Source organism: Paracoccus simplex (assembly GCF_042648325.1).
GTDB lineage: Bacteria > Pseudomonadota > Alphaproteobacteria > Rhodobacterales > Rhodobacteraceae > Paracoccus > Paracoccus simplex.
Map to the genome: position 1 here is coordinate 1 of NZ_JBHRXE010000012.1, position 22664 is coordinate 22664.

Genomic DNA, 22664 nt, shown 5'->3' on the forward strand with positions numbered 1-22664 from the left:
CGGAAGCTGTGGGATAAGTCCGTCCGGGGAAAGGGGAACCTCGGCCTTAAGCCGATTTGTGCAACAGAGCCCGCTCGACCGCAAGTGCGCATTAGAGAAGAACAGCAGGACCGGCATCGGACTGTCCGGCAGCGGGTCAGTATCCGATTCTGGAGCAGGGCGATATTCCCGCCGGTCCAACAGGCTACGGTAAAATCGGTGCCGATCAACCTGTCGCCGCTGCTCACTGTGCTGGCCCGGCCTGCTGAATGGCTGGGGCGTCACCTATGACGCGGCGCTTGCCGCGTCTCTGGTTGCCGGCCTCGCGGTCGGCGCCGCCGTTGCGCGGCCGCGCCGATCCCGGCTCAGGCGATGGGGCGGTCAGTTTTCCATGCCGGCGCCGGAGCCGTTACGGATGGCCTAGTTTTCCGCTTGAGGTGAACCGAACCCCCAGGCTCGCGAGCTCGTTGATGATGGCTTTGTAGGTTTCGATCACATTCACGATGCTGCCATCTGACAGCCTGACTTCGGTGCCGGCGTCATCCGCAACCTCCCGCACCGAGCTAATATGCGCGACGGCGAGGGCAACCTTGCTTGCTTGCCGACCCGGTTCATTCAGGTGAAGAATGATGAAGGTCATGGCGATTCTCCGCTCCCTGAAGTCCCCACGTTAGAAGGCCAAACGGCCGCCGTCCAGCTTACTGCGTCGGGTGCCGGACCTGAGGGCCGCTCACCGACGAGCCGTTGTGATCCTCTCTTCTTCCACAAGAGTGGGTGTATATCCGCAAGATGATCCCCATATATAGGATATCCGCGCGGAGACACCGCGCGGTGCCATGGAGGACTTCATATGGTCCACGACCCGAAAATGCTGACCGAGCAAGAGATGCTCCAAACTGCGGTTGATGGTTTGGACAGCGATACCCCACACCGGATTGACGCAAAGTTCAAGCAAGCCATTGACGAAATGAATGAAGAAGAGGCGCAGGCTGCGAACGACAAGGCCAATTTAGCTTGGAATAAGAGCTATGACGAATTGGGTGACGGTTGACGCGGATGAACCGGGGCCGAAGCAGTATCGGGTAGAGCATAGAGCCTGAACTGAAAGAGGTGTGGGCCGGCTTGACCTTGCGTCGGCCCGGGAACCAGCCGTGCATCCGGACGTTTGCCCGCTGTGCCGCGTGGAAGCGGTGAAATCAGTGGAGGAACTGTTTCATGAAGACGTTGCAGGACGCGTTCGAGCACACCTTGCAGGACATCTACTGGGCTGAGAATGCCCTGTCAAAGTCCCTGCCCAAGGTCTCGAAATCCGTAAACAACGCCGAACTGAAGACGGCGGTCGATGCTCATCTGAAAGAAACCAAAGGGCATATCAAGACCCTTGAGGCGGTATTCAAGTCGATCGGGCAGGAGGCCAAGGGAGAAAAATGCGATGCCATGGATGGTCTATTGAAAGAGACCGATGGCTTGATTGAAGAGGCTTCGGGTCATGCTTTGGATGTGGCGCTAATCGGAGCCGCACAGGCGGTCGAGCATTACGAGATCGCGCGTTATGGGACGTTGCGCGAATGGGCCAAGGTTCTGGGCCATGACGAGGCGCACACCCTGCTTACCTCGATTCTGGACGAGGAAAAAGCCGCGAACGCGAAGCTGACAGCTCTTGCTGTCACGGCCGTGAATGACACCAAGCAATCTTCCAAAAAATAATTGGTGTTCTCGGGCTTTGCAGCTCGAAAGGTGCTGGAATCTGGAGATTTAACAGATACCGACACAACTGATCAGCACTCGCCCAGCTCGCTTGGGCGGGTGTGTTTTTGCGTTTCAGGGTTTGCGAAAGCGTCCTGGCTCATCGCACGTCCTCCAGGGGTGGGGTTTCAAGATTCCTGTTTTGGTCCCGGTTTGTCCCATCCATAATTTCCATCCCAAGACGCGGAAACTCATGATTTCCATAGATTCCTGAACCACCTCTATGGCGGCATGGATGAGCCCGAGCTGAAGATCATCGACGTCTTCGTCTGCAAGCTGCGCAAGAAGCTGGCTGCGGCGATGCAGGGCGAAAGCCATATCGAGACGGTCTGGGGCAGGGGATATGTCCTGCGCGACCCGGTGGCCGAGACCCAGAACGCCGAGCGCATGGCCTTGCGCGCCTGACCGCCAGACGGCCGGGTGCTGGACAATCCGGCCCCGGCCCCGGTATCACCTTTCCCCGGATCATGGCCCGCAGGGGCCGGCAGACAGGCGGAGGGCAGGATGGCCGGAGAAGACGAGGATCGGGCCGTTCCGGCAGCGGAAGCCGCCTTGCCGCCGGTCTCCAGCCTGGATGCCGGGACGGCGGCTGAGGAACATGCGCGGCTGAGCGCATTGGTGACGCGCGCCAACCTGGCCTATTACCGGGAAGACGCGCCTTTCATCAGCGATGCGGAATACGATGCCGGCAAGCGGCGGCTGGAAGCGATCGAGGCGCGCTTCCCCGGGCTCGCGCATCCGGCCAGCCCGACGGCGCAGGTCGGCGCCGCGCCCGACACGCGCTTCGCCAAGATCCCGCATCGCCTGCCGATGCTGTCGCTGGAAAACGGCTTTACCCCGGGCGATGTCGAGGCCTTCGTGCAGCGGGTGCGCTCTTTCCTGAACCTTGCTGCCGACGCAACGCTGGAACTGACGGCCGAGCCGAAGATCGACGGCCTGTCGCTATCCCTGCGCTACGAGGGCGGGCGGCTGGTCCAGGCCGCCACCCGCGGCGACGGCGCGGTGGGCGAGAACGTGACCGCCAATGCCCGCACCATCGCCGATATTCCCGAGCGTCTCGCCGGCGAGGACTGGCCCGGGGTTCTGGAGATCCGCGGCGAGGTCTACATGTCGCACGCGGATTTCGCGACGCTGAACCAGTCCGACGGCGGCCGGGTCTTCGCCAACCCGCGCAATGCGGCGGCGGGCTCGCTGCGCCAGCTCGACCCGGCAGTGACGGCATCGCGGCCGTTGCGCTTCTTCGCTTATGCCTGGGGCGAGGTCAGCGCACCTGTCGCCGGCACGCAGATGGAAGCGGTGCGGCGGATGCAGGATTTCGGCTTCCAGACCAATCCGCTGACCCGGATCTGCGCCTCGGTCCAGCAGATGCTGGCCGCCTGGGCCGAGATCGAGCAGATGCGCGCGACCTTGGGCTATGACATCGACGGCGTGGTCTACAAGGTCAACGATCTGGCCTATCAGGCGCGACTCGGCATGCGCTCGACGACGCCGCGATGGGCCCTGGCGCACAAGTTCCCGGCCGAGCGGGCCTGGACGCGGCTGGAGGCCATCGACATCCAGGTCGGCCGCACCGGCGCGCTCAGCCCGGTGGCGCGGCTGCATCCGGTGACGGTGGGCGGGGTCGTGGTCTCGAACGCCACCCTGCATAACGAGGATTACATTGCCGGCCGCGGCGCCGATGGCAGCGAGATCCGCGGCGGCAAGGACATCCGCATCGGCGACTGGGTCGAGGTCTATCGCGCCGGGGACGTGATCCCCAAGGTCGCCGATGTCGATCTGGCCAAGCGGCCGCCCGCGGCCGTGCCCTATGCCTTCCCCGAGACCTGCCCGGAATGCGGCTCGCCCGCCATCCGGGAAGAAGGCGACTCGGTCCGCCGCTGCACCGGCGGTCTGATCTGCCCGGCCCAGGCTGTGGAAAAGCTGCGCCATTTCGTCTCGCGCCCCGCCTTCGACATCGAGGGGCTGGGCGCCAAGCTGGTCGAGGAATTGTTCCGCGACGGCTGGATCGCCGAGCCGGCCGACATCTTCACCCTGCAGGACCGCTACGGTCCCGGCCGGCTGACCCAGCTGAAGAACCGCGAGGGCTGGGGCGAGAAAAGCGCCTCCAGCCTGTTCCAGGCCATCGAGAAGCGCCGCGAGATCCCGCTGGCGCGGCTGCTGTTCGCGCTTGGCATCCGCCATGTCGGCGAGGTGGCGGCCCAGGATCTGGCCCGCCATTACGGCGGCTGGGAAGCGTTGGAGGCGGCGCTGGATACCGCGCGCCCGGCGGCGCTGGCGCAGCGCCTGGTCGAGGAAGCCACGCAGGCCGTGCGCGAGGCGGCGCTGGCCGAAGGCCGCCGCGCGCGCCCGTCCGAGGCGCGTGCCGCCGTGCTGGCGCAGGTCGAGCTGCCGGCCGATGCCGCCGCGGCCTGGGCCGGCCTGATTGCTGCCGACGGCATCGGCCCGGTGCTGGCCATGTCGCTGTCCGACGCCTTCGCCAATGCGCGCGAGCGGGCGGCGATCGACCGACTGGTCGGCTTCCTGACCGTGCTGCCTCCTGGAAAGCGCGCCACCGACAGCGCCATCACCGGCAAGACCCTGGTCTTTACCGGCACGCTGGAAAAGATGACCCGGGCCGAGGCCAAGGCGCGGGCCGAGGCGCTTGGCGCCCATGTCGCGGGCTCGGTCTCGGCCAAGACCGATCTGCTGATCGCGGGCCCCGGTGCCGGGTCGAAGGCGAAGAAGGCCGCCGAACTGGGCATCAAGGTCATCGACGAGGACGAATGGCTGGCGATCGCCCAGGGGTGACGGGCCGCCCGCCGGCGCTGTTTCCGCTGTTCGCGGGCGTCGAGACCCTGCCGGGCGTCGGGCCGCGCGCGGCCGAGGCCTTCGCCCAGATGGGCGTGACGCGGCTGCGCGACCTGATCCTGACCCTGCCGCATTCCGGCATCCGCCGCCGCCGCATCGCCCGGCTGGCCGAGGCCCGTCCGCCCGAGATCGTCACCGTGGCGGTCACCGTGCAGCGTCACAGCCCGCCCACGGCCAAGGGGCGGCCCTGGCGGGTGCATTGCTCGGATGACGGTGCCGATCTGCAGCTGGTGTTCTTCCACCCGCGCCGGGACTGGATCGAAAGCCAGTTGCCCGTGGGCGCGGGGCGGCTGGTCTCGGGCAAGATCGAGCTGTTCGACGGCATGGCGCAGATGGTGCACCCCGACCATATCGACGCCGAGGGCTCGGACCCGCCGCCGGATTTCGAGCCGGTCTATCCGCTGTCGGGCCGGCTGACGCAGGGCGTGGTGCAAAAGGCGGTGCAAGCGGCGATGGGGCGGTTGCCGCAGGCGGGGGAATGGATCGACGCCTCGGTCGTAGCGCGCGAGGGCTGGTCCGCCTGGGCCGAGGCGCTGGCCCGCGCCCATGCGCCCGAGGGGCCGGCCGGCCTGTCGCCGACCGATCCGGCGCGCGCCCGGCTGGCCTATGACGAGCTTTTCGCGCATCAGATGACCCTGGCGCTGCTGCGCCGCGACCGGCGGCGGCAGGCGGGGCTGGCGACGCAGGGCGGCGGGCATCTGCGGGCCAGGGTTCTGGCCGGGCTGCCCTGGCCGCCGACCGGGGCGCAGGCCCGCGCCGTCGAGGAGATCGCCGCCGACATGGCCGCGCCGCAGCGGATGAACCGGCTGCTGCAGGGCGATGTCGGCGCCGGCAAGACGCTGGTCGCGTTCCTGGCGCTGCTGGTCGCGGTCGAGGCGGGCGGGCAGGGCGTGCTGATGGCCCCGACCGAGATCCTGGCCCGCCAGCATTTCCGGGCGCTGGAGCCGCTGGCCCGGCTTGCCGGCATCCGGCTCGAAGCGCTGACCGGGCGCGACAAGGGCGATGCCCGCGCCAATATCCTGACCGACCTGGCCGAGGGGCGCATCGACATCCTGGTCGGCACCCATGCGGTGATCCAGAAGACCGTCGCCTTTCACGACCTGCGGCTGGCCATCGTCGACGAGCAGCATCGGTTCGGCGTCAACCAGCGCATGGAGCTGGGCACCAAGGGCGGGCATCAGCCGCCCGACATGCTGGTGATGACGGCGACGCCGATCCCGCGCTCGCTGGCGCTGGCGCAATTCGGCGACATGGATCTGTCGGTGCTGGACGAAAAGCCCGCCGGGCGGCAGCCGATCCGCACCACGGTGGTCTCGGACGGGCGCATGGGCGAGGTGGTCGAGCATCTGGCCCGCGCGCTCGACGCCGGTGCCCGGGCCTATTGGGTCTGCCCGCTGGTCGAGGAAAGCGAGGCGATCGACCTGACCGCCGCCGAGGCGCGCTTCCAGGCGTTGCGGGCGCGGTTCGGAGAGCGGGTGCGGCTGGTCCACGGCCAGATGCCGCCCGAGGAGCGCGACGCCGCCATGGCCGATTTCGCGGCCGGCCGGGCGCGCATCCTGGTCGCGACCACGGTGATCGAGGTCGGCGTGGACGTGCCCGAGGCGACGATCATGGTGATCGAACACGCCGAAAGCTTCGGCCTGGCGCAGTTGCATCAGCTGCGCGGCCGGGTCGGGCGCGGCTCGGGCGCCTCGAGCTGTCTGCTGATGTATCACGAGCCCTTGTCGGAGACCGGCCGGCGGCGGCTGGCGATCCTGCGCGAAACCGAGGACGGCTTCCGCATCGCCGAGGAAGACCTGGCGATGCGTGGCGCCGGCGATGTAATCGGTACCGCGCAATCCGGCCTGCCGCGATTCCGCATCGCCGACCTGGAGCGCCAGTCGGGGCTGATGGCGCTGGCGCGCAAGGACGCGCAGAGCTTCCTGGAGCGCGACCCGGCCATGGAGAGCGAGCGCGGCCATGCCGTGCGGCTGCTGCTGTGGCTGATGGAGCAGGACCGGGCCATCCGGCTGATCAGCGCCGGATAGGGATGTTCGCAGAATGTTCCTAAAAAGTTCTTTACTTCGTTCGCAGTTCATGAGAACAAACCATAAACGAACTGTGGAGAGACCCATGACCCGCGAATCCCTCTCTGACCTGCTCGGCACCATCGCGATTTCGGTGACCGCGATCATCCTGTTTTCGCTGCCCTCGATCCTGGCGGCCTGATCTTACTGCCCCGCGCAATCGACGGCCCTTCGCCTGGGGCCGGATCATTCCCCCGGACGATCATGCGCGCAACTGCCGGTCCCTTGTGGGCCGGCTTTTCTTTTTCCGCCTCCGGCGGGGGTATTGGGGCAACAGAGAACGGTCAGGCCGGCGAGGCGTCGATGGCGCCCAGCAGCGCCTCCCATGCCAGCAGGATCGAGGCGTGGCGGTTCGGGAATTCGCGGGCGGGCAGCAGCGCCTCGAGTTCCTCGAAGGGTGGCGCCGGGGCGGGGCCGTCGGATTTCAGCATGGCCTGCAATGCGTCGCGGGCGCTTGCGATCTCGTCGCGGGTGCGGCCGAGCGCCGTGCGGCCCAATACCCCGGCCGAGGCCTGGCCCAGGGCACAGGCCCGCACCTCCTGCGCGAATTCGGCGACCCGGCCGTCATGCATCACCACATGCGCCGTCACCGAGGAGCCGCATTGCGGCGAGCGGCGGTGCGCGCTGCCCGTGGCGTGATCGAGCTTGCCCAGATGCGGAATGTCCGAGGCCAGCGCCAGGATGCGCCGCGAGTAGAGCTGCATCAGGTCGCTGTCGGCCATGGCTTTTCCCTTGCTGCTGTCGGGATTAGATAGGTGCGGCAAACCCGAAAGGAAAGCCGATGTTCGACCCTGCCAGCCTGAAATATGACGCGAACGGGCTGATTCCCGCCATCGCGCAGGATCATCGCAGCGGCGAGGTGCTGATGATGGCCTGGATGAACGCGGAATCGCTGCGCCGGACGCTGGATTCGGGACAGGTGACCTATTGGTCGCGCTCGCGCCAGGGCTTCTGGGCCAAGGGCGAAAGTTCGGGCCATGTGCAGAGGCTGGTCGAACTGCGGCTGGATTGCGACCGCGACTGTCTGCTGCTGCTGGTCGACCAGCATGGGCCGGCCTGCCACACCAACCGGCGCAGTTGCTTCTATACCGCGATCCGCGACGGGCGCGAGGTGGAGATCATGGCGCCGTCAGAAGCCTAGCTGGCGGCGGATCTGCGTGGCGCTGATGCCCTCGTCGCGGAACAGCTTCAGCGCCCGGGCATCGTCGCGTTTGGCCAGTCGCTTGCCGTCTGCGTCCCGGATCAGCCGGTGATGGTGGTAGCGTGGCGTCGAAAGTTCCAGCAATTTCTGAAGAATGATATGGATCCACGTTGAATCCAGAAGATCTTTTCCACGCGTCACCAGCGTGATGCCTTGCGCGGCGTCGTCCATCACGACCGCAAGGTGATAACTGGTACCCATGCCGCGCCGGGCCAGCACCACATCGCCGACCCCGGCGATGAAGTCCTGCGCGCTTAGCCGGTGCGGCAGGCCGGGGGCGATGTTCTCGTCCAGAAAGGCGATCTCGTCGAGGCCCAGATGCTCCAGCGCGCGGGCGGCGTGCAGGCGGACGGCATCCTCCGGCCCGGCCTCGGCCATGCGGCGGTGGCGGCAGGTGCCGGGATAGACCGGGCCGTCCGGGCCGACCACCTGCGCCGCGTCCTCTTGCGGTGCCGCGAGCGCGGCGCGGATGTCGGCGCGGCGGCACCGACAGGGATAGGTCAGCCCCATTGCCGCCAGCCGGTCCAGGGCCGCCTGATAGGCCGGCAGGCGTTCGGACTGGCGCATGACCGGTCGCGGCCAGTCAAGGCCCAGCCAGCGCAGATCCTCGGCGATCAGCACCTCGTATTCCGGGCGGCAGCGGCTTTGGTCGATATCCTCGATGCGCAGCAGGAACTGGCCGGGATCGGCCAGCCGCGCCGCGGTCAGCGCCGCGAAGGCATGGCCCAGATGCAGGGGGCCGGTCGGCGAGGGGGCGAACCGGGTCCGGTTCAAGCCTGCCCCGCAAGCCATTGCTGAAAATCGGCTTTCGCGCGGTCTGTATAGGCCGGGTAGCGGTCCTTGCGGCCCTTGCGGCCGCCCCGCATCGCGTCGAGCGGCGGATAGAGGCCGAAATTCACGTTCATCGGTTGGAAGGTCTTGGCATCCGCGCCGCCGGTGATGTGGTTGACCAGCGCCCCCATCGAGGTGGTGGCGGGCGGCGGCGGCAGGTCGCGCCCCAGCGCCTCGGCCGCGGCCATGCGGCCGGCGAGCAGGCCCATGGCAGCGGATTCGACATAGCCCTCGACCCCAGTCACCTGGCCGGCGAAGCGCAGGTTCGGTCGCGCGCGCAGCCGCAGCCGGTCGTCGATCAGCCGCGGCGAGTTCAGGAAACTGTTGCGGTGAATGCCGCCCAGACGCGCGAAACTGGCGTTCTGCAATCCTGGAATCTTCCTGAAAACATCGGTTTGCGAACCATATTTCATCTTGGTCTGGAAGCCGACGATATTATAGAGCGTCCCCAGCGCATTGTCGCGGCGCAGTTGCACCACAGCATAGGGCTTTTCGGTGGGGTTGTGCGCATTGGTCAGGCCCACGGGTTTCATCGGTCCGTGGCGCAGGGTTTCACGGCCGCGCTCGGCCATGACCTCGATCGGCAGGCAGCCATCGAAATAGCCGGCCGTCTCGCCCTCGTGGAACTCGGTCTTTTCCGCCGCCAGCAGCGCGTCGATGAAGCCCTCGTAATCGGCGCGGGTCATCGGGCAGTTGATATAGGCGGTCCGCTCTTCCTCGGTCTCGCCCTTGTCGTAGCGGCTTTGCCGCCAGCAGATCGACATGTCGATGCTTTCGGCATGGACGATGGGGGCGATGGCGTCGAAGAAGGCCAGCGAGCCTTCCCCGGTCAGGCTGCGGATCGACTGGCCGAGCGCCGCGGAGGTCAGCGGGCCGGTGGCGACGATCCAGCGGCCCTCGGCGGGCAGCGCGGTCACCTCGCCCGGCGCGAAGCTGACCAGCGGCTCGTCGCGCAGCGCCTGGGTCACGGCCTGCGAGAAGGCGTCGCGGTCGACGGCCAGCGCCCCGCCGGCGGGCAGGCGATGGCGCTCGGCCATGGCCATGATCAACCCATCGGCCGCCCGCATCTCCCAATGCAGTTGGCCGACGGCGTTCATGCGGTCGTCGTCCGAGCGGAAGCTGTTCGAGCAGACCATCTCGGCGCAGTCGCCGGTGCGGTGGGCGAAGGTCGCGACCTGGGGCCGCATCTCGTGCAGCACCACCGGCACGCCGGCGCGGGCGATCTGCCAGGCGGCCTCGGATCCGGCAAGGCCGGCGCCGATGATATGGATCGGTTCCATGCGTTTCCCCTTCGCGTCAGGCGCGATGTCCTAGCAACCGCCGGGCCTTCCGGCAAGAGAAAGGGCGGCGCCCGCAAGGGTGCCGCCCGTCGTGATTCGCTGCTTGGACCCGCGATCAGGCCTCGGCGGCTTCGCCTTCGGCAGCAGTCTCCTCGTTATCGGCCGAGCGCAGGCCCGAGGGCGCGGCGATGTTGGCGATGACGAAATTGCGGTCGATGGTCGGCTTCACGCCGGCCGGCAGCACCACGTCCTCGATGTGGATGGTGTCGCCGATCTGCTTGCCGGTCAGGTCCACGGTGATCTGCTCGGGGATGTCCGAGGCGGTCACGACCAGCTCGACCTCGGGGCGCACCACGACCAGCGTGCCGCCGCGCTTGAGGCCGGGGGCGGCGTCGTGGTTTTCGAAGTTCACGTGGATGAACAGGTTCACGCGGGTGTTGCGGTGCAGGCGCATGAAGTCGATATGCGTCGGCAGATCCTTGACCACGTCGCGCTGGACGCCGCGGCAGACGACGCGCACGTCGTCCTGGCCCTCGACCTTCAGGTTCCACAGCGTGGACATGAAGCGGCCGGCGCGCAGCTTGGTCAGCAGCGAGTTGAACTCGATTTGGATCGGCTGCGGCTCTTTGCCGTCGCCATAAACGATGCCGGGCACCTTGCCTTCGCGGCGAGCTTGGCGGGCGGCCCCCTTGCCTGTCCCCGCGCGTGCCTCGGCCACCAGATCCGGGATCTCTTTGGCCATGATGGTATTCCTTTGGTTGTGGTTTGCGGCCATCCTCCAAGGGTGCATGGCCGAAGACGGGCCTATAGCGCGACGTCATTCGGTTGTGAAGTGGAAAAAGCCTAGCATGCGACACGAAAAACCCTTGCCAGAAGCACGGAGAGGTAGCAAAGCAGTTCAAGTCGTGCCGGGGTTCGCGAGTTGCACCGTATACATTCACTGGACTATCTGAAGCTGGGTCTGGCCGTTCTGGTTGCCTTTGGCCATACCTACTGGCTGCAGGTCAACATGACGCCCTATCTCTACATGGTCGGGAACGGGCTGATGCGGGCCATGGTGCCGACCTTCTGCATCGTGGCCGGCTATTTCCTCTATTCGGCGGTGGCCCGCGACAAGGGCGGCAAGTGGCTGTGGCGGGTGACGGCGCTTTACGGTTTCTGGATGGCGGTCTATCTGCCTTTCTGGCTGAACGAGGTGCACGGTCCGGTCTCGCTGGTCAAGACCCTGGCCTGGGGCTATTTCCACCTGTGGTTCATGGCCGGCATCCTGGTCGCCGGGGCGGTGATCCTGTTGCTGCGCGGCTTTGCCCGCAGGATCGCGCCGGCCTATGAATATCGTATCCTGATGGCGGCGGCGGTGGTCTGCGCGCTGATCGGCGTGGTGCTGCAATATGTCAGCCTGTCGGGGATCATGCATATCGGCGTGAAGAAGTTCTCGAACGGCCTGTTCATGTGCTTTCCCTTCGTCGCCATCGGCTATCTCTGCGGGCGGCGGGTGGCGCGGCTGGGAATGCCGGGCCTTCCGGGGCGCTGGCTGGTTCTGGCCCTGACCGCCATCGGGCTGGGGCTGTTGATGGCCGAGGCGTGGCTGGTCCAGGCCTGGCGCAGCGATCAGGTGATGCTGGACATTCCCGCCAGTTCCTATGTCGCGGCGCCGGCGCTGTTCATCGCCACCCTGGGCACGGCCATACCGGCGCCGCCGCTTCGGCTCGACCCGATTTCGGCTTCGATCTATTTCATGCATGTGCTGGCGCTGCATCTGGCGCGCTCGCTGGGCTTTCAGGATCTGGGCGAGCTTATGCTGTTCGCAGTCGGGTTGCCGACCCTGGCGGCGCTGCTGCTGCAGCGACTGCCGATTCCCGGCTTCGGCAAGCCGAAACATCGCTACGACGCGCAGCGCGGCCCCCGCGCCTGAGCGTGGCGGCGGGCGCCGCTCAGGCCCAGGGTTGCAGGAAATCCGGCGGGATCAGCAGGTTCTGCCGCCCCAGCGCCGTCACGTCACGTTCGCCGCACAGCGCCATGGTCACGTCCAGCTCGTTGCGGATGATCTCCAGCGCCCGGGTCACCCCGGCCTCGCCCATGGCGCCGAGCCCGTAGATATAGGCGCGGCCGATATGGGCGGCATGCGCCCCCAGCGCCAGCGCCTTCAGCACGTCCTGGCCCGAGCGGATGCCGCTGTCGAGATGGATCTCGACCTGGTCGCCGACCGCCTGCACGATCTCGGGTAGCATGCGGATCGCGCTGACCGCGCCGTCCAGTTGCCGGCCGCCGTGGTTGCTGACGATGATCGCATCGGCGCCGAAGCCGGCGGCCATGCGGGCGTCCTCGGGGTCGTTGATGCCCTTCAGGATCAGCTTGCCGCCCCAGAGGTCGCGGATGCGGGCGATCTTGTCCCAATCGAGCTGCGGGTCGAACTGCTCGGCCGTCCAGCTCGACAGCGACGAGGTGTCGCCCACGCCCTTGGCATGGCCGACGATATTGCCGAAGAAGCGGCGCTTGGTCCGCAGCATCCCGATGCCCCAGCGCCATTTCGTCGCCAGGTCCAGCAGGACCGGCAGCGTCAGCTTCGGCGGCGCCGACAGGCCGTTCTTCAGATCCTTGTGGCGCTGGCCGAGGATCTGCAGGTCCAGCGTCAGCACCAGTGCCGAGCACCGGGCGCGCCGGGCCCGCTCGATGATCGCCTCAAGGAATTCCTGGTCGCGCATCACATAGAGCTGGAACCAGAACGGCGCCTGCACCGCCTCGGCCACATCCTCGAGCGAGCAGATCGACATGGTGGACAGCGTGTAGGGCACGCCGAAATCCCGCGCCGCCCGCGCCGCCTTGATCTCGCCGTCGGCGCATTGCATGCCGGTCATCCCGACCGGGGCCAGCGCCACCGGCATGGCCATCTCTTGGCCGATCATCGTGCTTTTGGTGGTGCGGCCGGTCATGTCCACCGCGACCCGCTGGCGCAGCTTGATGCGCTGGAAATCCGTGCAGTTCTCGCGGAAGGTGCTTTCGGTATAGCTGCCGCTTTCCGCGTAGTCGTAGAACATGCGCGGCGCGCGCCGACGATAGAGCGTCTTCAGATCGTCGATGCAGGTGATGGCCGGCATTGGGGTCTCCTCAGTTCGGCGCGGCTTCGGGCGCGCAATCGGCATCGTCCGGGGTGCAGTCGTCCAGCGGGCGTTCGGACAGCGCCCTGGCGCGAGCGCGCAGCGCCTCGGCCCGGCGGCGCAGCTCGGCATCGTTGTCGACCTGACCCGATCCGGCGCGGCCCGCCAGACCCTGCGCCCGCGCATCCAGCGCCGCCGTGGCGGCCTCGGGGTCGTTGGCGGCATCCGCGGCATGGCCGGGCAGGCTGGGCGGCGCCAGCAGCCGGTCGGTGGGCATGAGCGCGGGATAGTCGCTGGTGTCGTCGCTGCATGCGGCCAGCGCCGCCAGCGCCAGCGCGCCGCAAATCTTCGCCAGGCTCATCCCGTCCCCCTGAACTTTCACGGCCGGACCATAGGGCGGGGCGAGCCCCGGGGGCAAGATGCGCTCTTTCCTTGCGCGGCGGCGCCTCCTAGAAGGCGGCATGGCAAGAACCCAGGGCTCACGGGCAGAGATCACCGGACCGCTGATCCGCGACACGGCGCGCACGCTGTTCGCGCGCCACGGCTATGCGGCGGTCTCGATGCGGCAGATCGCGGCCGAGGTCGGCGTGCAGGTCGGCGCGCTTTATGCCTATACCGCCGACAAGCAGGCGTTGCTGGTCGACCTGCTGCGGGTGCATATGGAGGAGCTGCTGGCCGCCTGGCACGACGATCCGGCGCGTCCGGCGCTGGAGCGGCTGGAGGCTTTCCTGCGCTTTCACATCCAGACCAGCCTGCAGCGGCCCGAAGCGGTGTTCCTGTCCTATATGGAATTGCGCAACCTGACGCCGGACAACCGCGCCGAGATCGCCGGCCTGCGCCGCCGCTACGAGGACGCGCTGGAGGCGATCCTGATCGCCGGCGAGGCCGAGGGCTCGATGACGGTGCCCGATACGCGGCTGGCCACCATGGCGCTGATCGCCATGCTGACCGGCGTCACCAACTGGTACCGCGAGGGCGGGCGGCTGGACCAGGAGCGCGTGGTCGCGGTCTATTGGGATCTGGTGCGTGGCGCCGTCGGTGCGAATCCCCTTTTCAACCGGCGGTCCTGATCCGATATAGGATGGCATGAGCCTGCCGCCGCAATTCCTTGATGAGATCCGCGCCCGCGTGCCTTTGTCGCGCGTGATCGGCCGCAAGGTGGTCTGGGATCTGCGCCGTTCGAATCAGGCCAAGGGTGACTGGTGGGCGCCCTGTCCCTTCCACGGCGAAAAGACAGCTTCGTTTCATGTCGATGACCAGAAGGGCTTCTATTACTGCTTCGGCTGCCATGCCAAAGGCGACGCGCTGACCTTTCTGCGCGAGGCCGAGGGGCTGGGGTTCATCGAAGCGGTCGAGCTGCTGGCCGCCGAGGCCGGGCTGCCGATGCCCGAACGCGACCCGCGCCAGGTGCAGCGCGCCGACCGGCGCACGGAACTGGTCGAGGTCATGGAACAGGCGGTGCGCTGGTTCCGCATGCAGCTTGGCATGGCCGCGGCCGAGCAGGCGCGCGCCTATCTGGCGCAGCGCGGCCTGGACGAGGCCGCCTGCGAACGCTTCGGCATCGGCTTCGCCCCCGACCAGCGCCAGGGCCTGTTCAACGCCCTGCGCGCCAAGGGCATCGCCGAGGCGCTGATCGTCGAGTCCGGGCTGGCGGCCAAGCCCGACAACGGCGGCGCGGCCTTCGACCGCTTCCGCGGCCGCATCATTTTCCCGATCCGCGACGGGCGCGGGCGCTGCATCGCCTTCGGCGGCCGGGCGATGGACCCGAACGCGCGGGCGAAATACCTGAACTCTCCCGAAACGCCGCTCTTCGACAAGGGCCGCAACCTCTACAATGTCGGCCCGGCGCGGGCGGCGGTGGCCAAGGGCAGGCCGCTGGTGGTGGCCGAGGGCTATATGGACGTGATCGCCCTGGTCCGCGCCGGCTTCGAGGGCGCGGTGGCGCCGCTGGGCACCGCCGTCACCGAGGACCAGTTGCGGCTGATGTGGCGCATCTCGCCCGAGCCGGTGATCGCGCTGGACGGCGACGATGCCGGTCTGCGTGCCGCGATGCGGCTGATCGACCTGGCGCTGCCGATGACCGGGCCGGGGCAGGCGCTGCGCTTCGCCTTCCTGCCGCAGGGCCAGGATCCCGACGACCTGATCCGCGCCCGCGGCGCCGCGGCCATGGCTGCGGTGCTGGAGGAGGCGCGGCCGCTGGTCGACCTGCTATGGCGGCGCGAGACCGACGGCCGGGTCTTCGACAGCCCCGAGCGCCGCGCGGCGCTGGACAAGGCGCTTGGCGAGGCGGTGGCAAAGATCCCCGACAAGGATACCCGCGACCATTACCATTCGGTGCTGCGCAACCTGAAATGGGAGCTGTTCGGCAATCGCCGCCGCGACCCGGCCCAGGCGCGCCCGCCGCGCGAGGGCTGGCAGGGCCAGGGCCGCAATCCGCGCTTCCAGCCCGTCGCGCCGGCGGCGCCGACCCGCGCCTCGCGCCTGTCCGCGCCCGATGCGGACGAGCATGAGGCCGAGTTTTTGATCGAGGCCATGGTGCTGGCGATCTGCGCCACCCATCCCGGCCTGATCGCCCCGGTGGAATCGCGCCTCGAGCGGCTGGAGCCGCATGACGCCGACCGCGCGGCGCTGATCCACGACCTGCTTTCGGGCACGCAGTCGCAGGCGGGCCAGCGCGCCCTTGAAAGCATCCTGGCCGACCCCCATGTGAGGGCGGCTCCGGCCATCCTGCGCCCGCATGACGGCGATGCCGCCGCGGAAATCCTGGCCAATGCCCTGGACCGGATCGAGGCGCGCCGCGCCGCGCGCGAGGAAATCGCCCGCGCCGAGGCCGAGATCGAGGGGCTGGCCGACGAGGGGTTGACCTGGCGCATGGCGCAATCCGCCCGCGCCCGGCAACTGGCCGACCACCCCTCGCTGGCCGACCTGTCGGATCTGGGCGAGGACAGCGACGCCTATCGGGCCATTCTCGACGCGGCGCTGAAGAACGAGATCTGGCGCAAGCCGCGCCGCTGACGGATGCGGGAAGGCCAGCGCCGAATCACCCCGGCCGCGCCGGGTCGCGGATTTGAATCCCCTCCGCGATTCGGATAGAAGCGGCCGATAGCCGATCCCGATTCGCCGATTCGCGAATCACCGCTTCAAGGGAGCCAGCATGGCAGCCAACGACGACGACCAGAAGCCCGACACCAAGGACGACGATCACTCGCTGGACATGTCGCAGGCCGCGGTCAAGCGCATGATCGCCGAAGGGCGCGAGCGCGGCTTCATCACCTACGACCAGCTCAATGCCGTCCTGCCGCCCGAGCAGGTCAGCTCGGACCAGATCGAGGACGTGATGTCGATGCTGTCCGAGATGGACATCCGCGTGGTCGAGACCGACGAGGAGGCCGACGAGGCCGAGCAGGGCGGCGAGTTGGCCACCACCGGCTCGGGTTCGGGTTCGCGCGAGATCGCCGTAGCCACCGCCGAGACCGAGAAGCTGGACCGCACCGACGACCCGGTGCGCATGTATCTGCGCGAGATGGGCTCGGTCGAGCTGCTGTCGCGCGAGGGCGAGATCGCCATCGCCAAGCGCATCGAGGCCGGCCGCAACACCATGATCGCGGGCCTCTGCGAAAGCCCGCTGACCTTCAAGGCCATCACCCTCTGGCGGCAGGAGCTGCTGGACGAGGAGATCCTGCTGCGTGACGTCATCGACCTTGAGACCACCTTCGGCCGTTCGATGGACGAGGAGGGCGAGGAAGAGGAAGAGGTGGTCGACGCCGACAGCCCGCGTCCCGCCGCCGGCAATGCCGCGCGCGAGGAGGAGGAGCTGGACGCCGACGGCAATCCGATGGGCCGGGGCGAGGATGACGAGGACGAGGATGACGGCCAGAACCTGTCGCTGGCCGCGATGGAAGCCTCGCTGAAGCCCAAGGTGCTGGAGACGCTGGAAGCGATCGCCCGCGGCTACGAAGAGCTGGCGCATATGCAGGACAACCGCATGTCCGCCACGCTGAACGAGGACGGCACCTTCTCGGCCGCGCAGGAATCGGCCTATCAGGTGCTGCGCTCGCGCATCGTCGGGCTGGTCAATGAACTGCATCTGCACAATGCCCGGATCGAGGCGCTGGTCGACCAGATCTATGGCATCAACCGCCGGATCGTCACCATCGACTCGGGCATGGTCAAGCTGGCCGATGCCGCCCGCATCAACCGTCGCGAATTCATCGACGCCTATCGCGGCAGCGAACTGGACCCGACCTGGGTCGAGCGGATGATGGAAAACAAGGGCCGCGGCTGGCAGGCGCTGTTCGACCGCTCGCGCACTCAGGTCGAGCAGCTGCGCGGCGACATGGCCATGGTCGGCCAGCATGTCGGCGTCGATATCGAGGAATTCCGCCGCATCGTCAGCCAGGTCCAGCGCGGCGAAAAGGAATCGCGCCAGGCCAAGAAGGAAATGGTCGAGGCGAACCTGCGGCTGGTGATCTCGATTGCCAAGAAATACACGAACCGGGGCCTGCAGTTCCTCGATCTTATTCAGGAAGGCAATATCGGCCTGATGAAGGCCGTGGACAAGTTCGAGTATCGCCGCGGCTACAAGTTCTCGACCTATGCGACCTGGTGGATCCGGCAGGCGATCACGCGATCCATCGCCGATCAGGCCCGCACCATCCGCATCCCGGTGCACATGATCGAGACGATCAACAAGCTGGTGCGCACCGGCCGCCAGATGCTGCACGAGATCGGCCGCGAACCGACGCCCGAGGAACTGGCCGAAAAGCTGCAGATGCCGCTGGAAAAGGTCCGCAAGGTGATGAAGATCGCCAAGGAGCCGATCAGCCTTGAAACCCCGATCGGGGACGAGGAGGACAGCCAGCTTGGCGATTTCATCGAGGACAAGAATGCCGTGCTGCCGCTGGACAGCGCCATTCAGGAAAACCTCAAGGAAACCACCACCCGCGTGCTGGCGTCGCTGACCCCGCGCGAGGAGCGGGTGCTGCGCATGCGCTTCGGCATCGGCATGAACACCGACCATACGCTGGAGGAAGTCGGTCAGCAGTTCAGCGTCACCCGCGAGCGCATCCGCCAGATCGAGGCCAAGGCGCTGCGCAAGCTCAAGCATCCCAGCCGGTCGCGCAAGCTGCGCTCCTTCCTGGATCAGTAAACCGGCAAGGGCAGGGAATCGAAAAGGCCGCGCCCCAAGGCGCGGCCTTTTCCCGTCGGGCTCAGCCGTGCGTCTCGATCCAGTCCGCGAAGGCGTCGACGAAGCCCTGCAGGAATTTCGCCGTGGTCTCGTCGGTGATGGTTCCGTTGGCGGCATAGGCTTCGGGCTTCCATTGCACATAGGCCTCGGGCGCGCTCATCACCACCATGCCCACGCCCAGCATGTCGGCCCTCAGCCGGATCTGCCCCACGGCGGCGCCGATGGCGCCGGGCGAGGTGCCGGTGACCGCGGCCGGCTTGTCCTTCCAGGAATTCTCGCCATAGGGGCGGGTCGCCCAGTCCAGCGCGTTCTTGATGACGCCCGGATAGCTGCGGTTGTATTCCGGCGTGATCGCCAGCACCGCGTCGGAATGTTCGATCCGGTCCTTGAGCCGCAGCACCGGGACCGGCGGCTCGGCCCAGAGTTCCTCGTTGTAATGCGGCAGGTCGCCGATATGCAGCAGGTGGAATTCCAGCCGGCCCTCGGCCAGTTTCTGCAGCGCCTGCATCAGCTTGTGATTGAGCGAGTCCTTGCGGAGCGATCCCACCATGACGGCAACGGTCTTGGCCATGCCCGATCTCCTTTTGCGGTTTGCGGATGCAAGCTAGGGTGGCGACCACCAGGATGAAAGGGGCGCCGTCCCTTGCATTGTGGGGGGAAAAGGTGAACAGTCGGCGCCACGAAAATGCAGGCACAAAGCGGAGAGGCGGAAATGCCCGGCTGGGAAGCAGCAAAAATCCAGGCATGGCTGGCGGATTCGGCTAATCTTCAGATCATCCTGGTCGCGGTGCTGGCCGTGCTGGTCATGTGCCTTGTTGCCCTGCGCCGAACGCGGCGTTCGGCAGAGGCGGCCGTCGCGGGCGCTGCGGAACGCGAGGCCGGCTGGCAGGCCCGCCTTGCCGCCGAATCGGAGCAGTTGCGCGCCCAGCTTCTGGCGGCGAGCCGGCTGGAAACCCGCAACGAGACCCTCGGCGCGCGGCTTCAGGAACTGGTCGAGGAGCGCGACGGCCTGGCGGATGCGCTGCATCGCGAGCGCCAGCTGGTCTCGCGTCTGGAACGCGAGCTGGCCGAGACCCGGCTGGCGGCGCAGAAGGACCGCGAGGCGGCCGAGCGCGACATCGCCACCCTGCGCGAGCTGCGCGAGGAGATGAGCGGCCAGTTCCGGCTGCTGGCCAACGAGACGCTGAAATCCCAGGGCAGCGAGATGCAAAAGGCGCATGGCGAGCAGCTTTCGGCGCTGCTGACCCCGTTCCGCGACCAGGTGCATCGCTTCCAGACCGAGCTGCAGGCCCGCAACAAGGCCACCGACGAGGAACGTGCGCGGCTGCGCGAGCAGATCGAATACCTGCACAAGCGCTCCGAGGACATCTCGCGCGAGGCGGTGGCGCTGACCCGGGCGCTGAAGGGCGACAGCCAGAAGCGCGGCGCCTGGGGCGAGATGATCCTGGAACGCATCCTGGAGGATTCCGGCCTGATCGCCGGCACGCATTACGAGACGCAGGCCAGCCATCGCGACGGCGACGGCAAGCTGTGGCGGCCCGACGTGATCGTGAAGATGCCGCAGAAGAAACTTCTGGTGATCGACAGCAAGGTCTCGCTGAACGCCTATGAGGAGGCGGTGAATGCCGAGGACATGGCGACCCGCGACGCGGCGCTGCGCCGGCATGTCGCCTCGGTCCGCGCCCATGTCGCCGGACTGGCCGCCAAGGGTTACCAGGCGCTGGACGAGGGTTCGGTCGATTACGTGCTGATGTTCATCCCCGTCGAGGGCGCCTTCTCCGAGGCGCTGCGCGTCGATCCCGACCTGGCGCGGCACGCGATGGAGAACCGGGTGGGGCTGGCGACGCCGACCACCCTGATGCTGACCCTGCGCACCGTCGATCACATCTGGACGGTCGAGCGGCGCGAATCGAACGCCATGGCCATCGCCGCCCGTGCCGGCCAGCTTTACGACAAGCTGCACGGTTTCGTCGGCGCCGTCGAGGAGGTGGGCATGGCGCTGGACCGGGCGCAGAAAAGCCACGCCACCGCCATGGACCGGCTGACCCGCGGCCCCGGCAACGTGATCCGCCAGGCCGAGATGCTGCGCGAACTGGGCGCCCGCACCCAGAAGCGGCTGGCGCTGGATCATGACGGCTTCGAAGCCCTGGAAGCCCCCGACGAGGCGGCGGAATGAGCGCCACCCGTTTCGTGATCCCGACCCGCGGCCCGGCCTGCCACGATTTCAGCCATGAGGTCGCGGGCTGGCTGCGCGCCATCGGCGCCGGCGACGGGGTGCTGACGCTGTTCGTGCGCCATACCTCCTGCTCGCTGCTGGTGCAGGAGAATGCCGATCCGGACGTGCAGCGCGACCTGCTCAACTGGCTCGACCGGATCGCGCCGCCGGCCGATCATCCGTCGATGCGCTATCTGACCCACCGCACCGAGGGACCGGACGACATGCCGGCGCATCTCAAGGCGGCGGTGCTGCCGGTCAACCTGTCGATCCCGGTCTTTGCCGGCCGCATGGAACTGGGCACCTGGCAGGGCATCTATCTGGTCGAGCACCGCGCCAGCCCGCATCGGCGCGAGGTGGCGGCGCGGTTCCAGCCCGGCTGAACCGGCGCGGCGGGGCGCAGGAAAGCCCTTTCCCTTGCGCGCCGGATGTGGAAACCTGCGGCCTTGACCGGGGCGGAAACCGGGCGGATTCAGACGGCAAGGGCAAGGGATGGCGGCAGGCAACCGATCGCAAGCGGCTCAGGGGCTGACCCTGATTGCACCGCCTCTGGCCTATGCGGTGCTGATCCTGGCCGCGCCGCTGCTGACCATCCTGGCCTATTCCTTCTTCAAGGACGGCTACCTGACGGTGATCCGCGAATTCACGCTGGAGAATTACCGCGCCGTCTGGTCTGATCCGATCTTTCACAAGATCATGCTGCGTTCGCTGGGGGTCGCCGCGCTGGTGACGCTGGTGACGGTGGTGCTGGCCTTTCCGGTGGCCTATTTCCTGTCCTTTGCGGTCGATCCGCGCAAGAAGTCCATGTGGCTGTTCCTGATCACCATTCCGTTCTGGACCAGCTACCTGATCCGGGTGTTCCTGTGGAAGGTGATCCTGGGCTATAACGGCGTCATCAATTCGGGGCTGAAATCGCTGGGCATCATCGAGCAGCCGCTGACCTTCATCCTTTATAACGTGAACTCGATGGTCATCACGCTGGCCCATGCCTATGCGCCCTTCGCCATCCTGCCGATCTTCATCGCGCTGGAAAAGATCGACCGCTCGCTTCTGGAAGCCGGGCGCGACCTCGGCGAAAGCCGGGCGATGACCTTCTGGCGCGTCACCCTGCCGCTGGCCATGCCCGGGGTGGTGGCGGCGGCGCTGATCGTCTTCATCCCGACCATCGGCGATTATGTCACCCCGGCGCTGATCGGCGGCGGCAAGATCCCGATGATCGCCAACATGATCCAAAGCCAGATGCTCGACCAGGACAACCGGCCGATGGGCTCGGCCTTGGCGGTCACCGCCATGCTGATCGTCGCGCTGCTCAGCCTGATCTTCGTCGCCATGAACCGGCGTTTCCTGAAGGTGCGGCAATGAAGGGCGGCGGGCTTCGCGTCTATGCGGTCATCTATCTGCTGTTCCTTTACGCGCCGATCCTGCTTCTGCCGGTCTTCGCCTTCAATTCGGGCACCATTATCGCCTTCCCGCTGAAGGAGTTCACCACCGAATGGTTCGCGCAGATGTGGGGCAACGCCTCGCTGCGCCGGGCGCTGACCAATTCGCTGACCATCGCCGTCAGCGCCTCGATCCTGGCCACCTGCCTGGGCATCTTCGCCGCCCGCGCCTCGACCCGCTTCGAATTTCCCGGCAAGGGCCCGATCATGGGGCTGATCATGCTGCCGCTGGTGCTGCCCGAGATCATCGTCTCGATCTCGCTTCTGGTGGTGCTCCTGTCGCTGGGGGTCACGCTCAGCGTGCTGACGGTGATCGTCGGCCATACGCTGATCTGCATGCCCTATGCCACGGTGATCCTGTCCACCGCCTTCAACTCGCTCGACCGCTCGCTGGAAGAAGCGGCCTATGACCTGGGCGAGACCCGCTGGAGCGCCTTCCGGCTGGTGATCCTGCCGCTGGTCATGCCGGGCATCATCTCGTCCCTGCTGATGAGCTTCACCATCAGCCTGGACGAGTTCATCATCGCCTTCTTCCTGGCCGGGAACGAGCCGACGCTGCCCACCTATATCTTCAGCCAGTTGCGCTTTCCCAAGCAGATCCCGATGATCATGGCGCTGGGGACGGTGCTGGTGGTCCTGTCGATCCTGCTTCTGACCATCGCCGAATATTTCCGCCGCCGCGGCATCGCGAAAACCGGCGCCAAGGATACCGGAGGTTTCCTGTGACGACCCAAAACCCGGGCCCGAAAAGCACCGCCGCCCATCGCGCCGCCA

At 67.2% G+C, this 22664-nt stretch carries 21 protein-coding genes and 1 pseudogene; 14 read left to right on the plus strand and 8 right to left on the minus strand.

All coding sequences use genetic code 11. The annotated features are described in order from the left end of the window. Window positions 1–388: 388 nt before the first annotated feature. A complete protein-coding gene (locus ACFOMP_RS05420) occupies window positions 389–619 on the minus strand; it encodes a hypothetical protein (protein WP_072464391.1) in 231 nt (76 codons plus the stop codon). 210 nt (window positions 620–829) lie between these two features. On the opposite strand from ACFOMP_RS05420, the gene ACFOMP_RS05425 reads away from it, so the two are divergent. The 5 genes and pseudogenes from ACFOMP_RS05425 (at window position 830) to recG (ending at window position 6599) form a co-directional block, all read left to right on the plus strand. Next, entirely contained in the window at window positions 830–1030 is a 201-nt protein-coding gene (locus ACFOMP_RS05425; protein WP_379028411.1) for a hypothetical protein, read from the plus strand. Between the two features lie 164 nt (window positions 1031–1194). Further along, window positions 1195–1686 carry a YciE/YciF ferroxidase family protein gene (locus ACFOMP_RS05430; RefSeq protein ID WP_379028413.1) on the plus strand — a complete coding sequence of 164 codons (492 nt, stop codon included), beginning with the start codon at window positions 1195–1197 and terminating at the stop codon, window positions 1684–1686. A 246-nt stretch (window positions 1687–1932) separates the two neighbouring features. Further along, window positions 1933–2130: pseudogene (locus ACFOMP_RS05435) on the plus strand (winged helix-turn-helix domain-containing protein); the annotation flags it as partial. Window positions 2131–2229: 99 nt separating this feature from the next. After that, a complete protein-coding gene (gene ligA, locus ACFOMP_RS05440; RefSeq protein ID WP_379028415.1) occupies window positions 2230–4512 on the plus strand; it encodes an NAD-dependent DNA ligase LigA in 2283 nt (760 codons plus the stop codon). Then, the gene (gene recG, locus ACFOMP_RS05445; RefSeq protein ID WP_379028417.1) at window positions 4488–6599 is read left to right on the plus strand and encodes an ATP-dependent DNA helicase RecG; all 2112 of its coding nucleotides are present in this window, start codon (window positions 4488–4490) and stop codon (window positions 6597–6599) included. The genes ligA and recG overlap by 25 nt, the downstream gene beginning before the upstream one ends. A gap of 323 nt (window positions 6600–6922) precedes the next feature. On the opposite strand, the gene ACFOMP_RS05450 is transcribed toward recG, so the two are convergent. After that, a complete protein-coding gene (locus tag ACFOMP_RS05450) occupies window positions 6923–7360 on the minus strand; it encodes an iron-sulfur cluster assembly scaffold protein (RefSeq protein WP_289895212.1) in 438 nt (145 codons plus the stop codon). 59 nt (window positions 7361–7419) lie between these two features. Here ACFOMP_RS05450 and hisI point away from each other — a divergent pair, with 59 nt between their 5' ends. Next, window positions 7420–7779: a phosphoribosyl-AMP cyclohydrolase gene (gene hisI / locus ACFOMP_RS05455; RefSeq protein ID WP_289895213.1), complete on the plus strand. Its 360-nt coding sequence runs from the start codon at window positions 7420–7422 to the stop codon at window positions 7777–7779. On the opposite strand, the gene gluQRS is transcribed toward hisI, so the two are convergent. The 3 genes from gluQRS to ACFOMP_RS05470 all read right to left on the minus strand — a co-directional run bounded on the left by gluQRS (window position 7768) and on the right by ACFOMP_RS05470 (window position 10692). Further along, window positions 7768–8631, minus strand: coding sequence for a tRNA glutamyl-Q(34) synthetase GluQRS (gluQRS, locus tag ACFOMP_RS05460; RefSeq protein WP_379028419.1), 864 nt, complete (start codon window positions 8629–8631; stop codon window positions 7768–7770). The genes hisI and gluQRS overlap by 12 nt on opposite strands. After that, window positions 8610–9950, minus strand: a complete 1341-nt coding sequence (trmFO, locus tag ACFOMP_RS05465; protein WP_289895215.1) for a methylenetetrahydrofolate--tRNA-(uracil(54)-C(5))-methyltransferase (FADH(2)-oxidizing) TrmFO — start codon at window positions 9948–9950, stop codon at window positions 8610–8612. The genes gluQRS and trmFO overlap by 22 nt, the downstream gene beginning before the upstream one ends. A gap of 115 nt (window positions 9951–10065) precedes the next feature. Then, window positions 10066–10692 (minus strand): 50S ribosomal protein L25/general stress protein Ctc, encoded by a 627-nt coding sequence (locus ACFOMP_RS05470; RefSeq protein WP_289895216.1) that lies wholly within the window; start codon window positions 10690–10692, stop codon window positions 10066–10068. A gap of 180 nt (window positions 10693–10872) precedes the next feature. Between ACFOMP_RS05470 and ACFOMP_RS05475 the strand changes: the two genes are divergently transcribed. Beyond that, window positions 10873–11865 (plus strand): acyltransferase family protein, encoded by a 993-nt coding sequence (locus ACFOMP_RS05475; protein ID WP_379028422.1) that lies wholly within the window; start codon window positions 10873–10875, stop codon window positions 11863–11865. Window positions 11866–11884: 19 nt separating this feature from the next. Here ACFOMP_RS05475 and ACFOMP_RS05480 read toward each other — a convergent pair whose 3' ends face one another. Together ACFOMP_RS05480 and ACFOMP_RS05485 are read right to left on the minus strand one after the other, a co-directional pair. Then, the gene (locus ACFOMP_RS05480; protein ID WP_379028424.1) at window positions 11885–13048 is read right to left on the minus strand and encodes an alpha-hydroxy acid oxidase; all 1164 of its coding nucleotides are present in this window, start codon (window positions 13046–13048) and stop codon (window positions 11885–11887) included. A 10-nt stretch (window positions 13049–13058) separates the two neighbouring features. After that, window positions 13059–13409, minus strand: coding sequence for a hypothetical protein (locus ACFOMP_RS05485; RefSeq protein WP_379028426.1), 351 nt, complete (start codon window positions 13407–13409; stop codon window positions 13059–13061). Window positions 13410–13509: 100 nt separating this feature from the next. On the opposite strand from ACFOMP_RS05485, the gene ACFOMP_RS05490 reads away from it, so the two are divergent. The 3 genes from ACFOMP_RS05490 to rpoD all read left to right on the plus strand — a co-directional run bounded on the left by ACFOMP_RS05490 (window position 13510) and on the right by rpoD (window position 18197). Next, on the plus strand, window positions 13510–14118 hold the full coding sequence (locus ACFOMP_RS05490; protein ID WP_289895223.1) for a TetR/AcrR family transcriptional regulator: 609 nt from the start codon (window positions 13510–13512) through the stop codon (window positions 14116–14118). A 16-nt stretch (window positions 14119–14134) separates the two neighbouring features. Continuing rightward, window positions 14135–16063 (plus strand): DNA primase, encoded by a 1929-nt coding sequence (dnaG, locus tag ACFOMP_RS05495; RefSeq protein WP_289895224.1) that lies wholly within the window; start codon window positions 14135–14137, stop codon window positions 16061–16063. A gap of 139 nt (window positions 16064–16202) precedes the next feature. Further along, window positions 16203–18197, plus strand: coding sequence for an RNA polymerase sigma factor RpoD (gene rpoD, locus ACFOMP_RS05500; RefSeq protein ID WP_289895225.1), 1995 nt, complete (start codon window positions 16203–16205; stop codon window positions 18195–18197). 61 nt (window positions 18198–18258) lie between these two features. On the opposite strand, the gene ACFOMP_RS05505 is transcribed toward rpoD, so the two are convergent. Then, complete coding sequence (locus tag ACFOMP_RS05505) at window positions 18259–18807, minus strand: NADPH-dependent FMN reductase (RefSeq protein ID WP_379028429.1); 549 nt, start codon at window positions 18805–18807, stop codon at window positions 18259–18261. Window positions 18808–18948: 141 nt separating this feature from the next. Between ACFOMP_RS05505 and rmuC the strand changes: the two genes are divergently transcribed. From rmuC to ACFOMP_RS05525, 4 genes are all read left to right on the plus strand, one after another. Next, a complete protein-coding gene (gene rmuC / locus ACFOMP_RS05510; RefSeq protein WP_379028431.1) occupies window positions 18949–20412 on the plus strand; it encodes a DNA recombination protein RmuC in 1464 nt (487 codons plus the stop codon). Beyond that, window positions 20409–20834: a secondary thiamine-phosphate synthase enzyme YjbQ gene (locus ACFOMP_RS05515; protein ID WP_379028432.1), complete on the plus strand. Its 426-nt coding sequence runs from the start codon at window positions 20409–20411 to the stop codon at window positions 20832–20834. Before rmuC ends, ACFOMP_RS05515 begins: the two co-directional genes overlap by 4 nt. Window positions 20835–20943: 109 nt before the next feature. After that, the gene (locus tag ACFOMP_RS05520; protein ID WP_019351361.1) at window positions 20944–21813 is read left to right on the plus strand and encodes an ABC transporter permease; all 870 of its coding nucleotides are present in this window, start codon (window positions 20944–20946) and stop codon (window positions 21811–21813) included. Beyond that, the gene (locus tag ACFOMP_RS05525) at window positions 21810–22616 is read left to right on the plus strand and encodes an ABC transporter permease (RefSeq protein WP_289895231.1); all 807 of its coding nucleotides are present in this window, start codon (window positions 21810–21812) and stop codon (window positions 22614–22616) included. Before ACFOMP_RS05520 ends, ACFOMP_RS05525 begins: the two co-directional genes overlap by 4 nt. The last annotated feature ends 48 nt before the right edge of the window (window positions 22617–22664 follow it).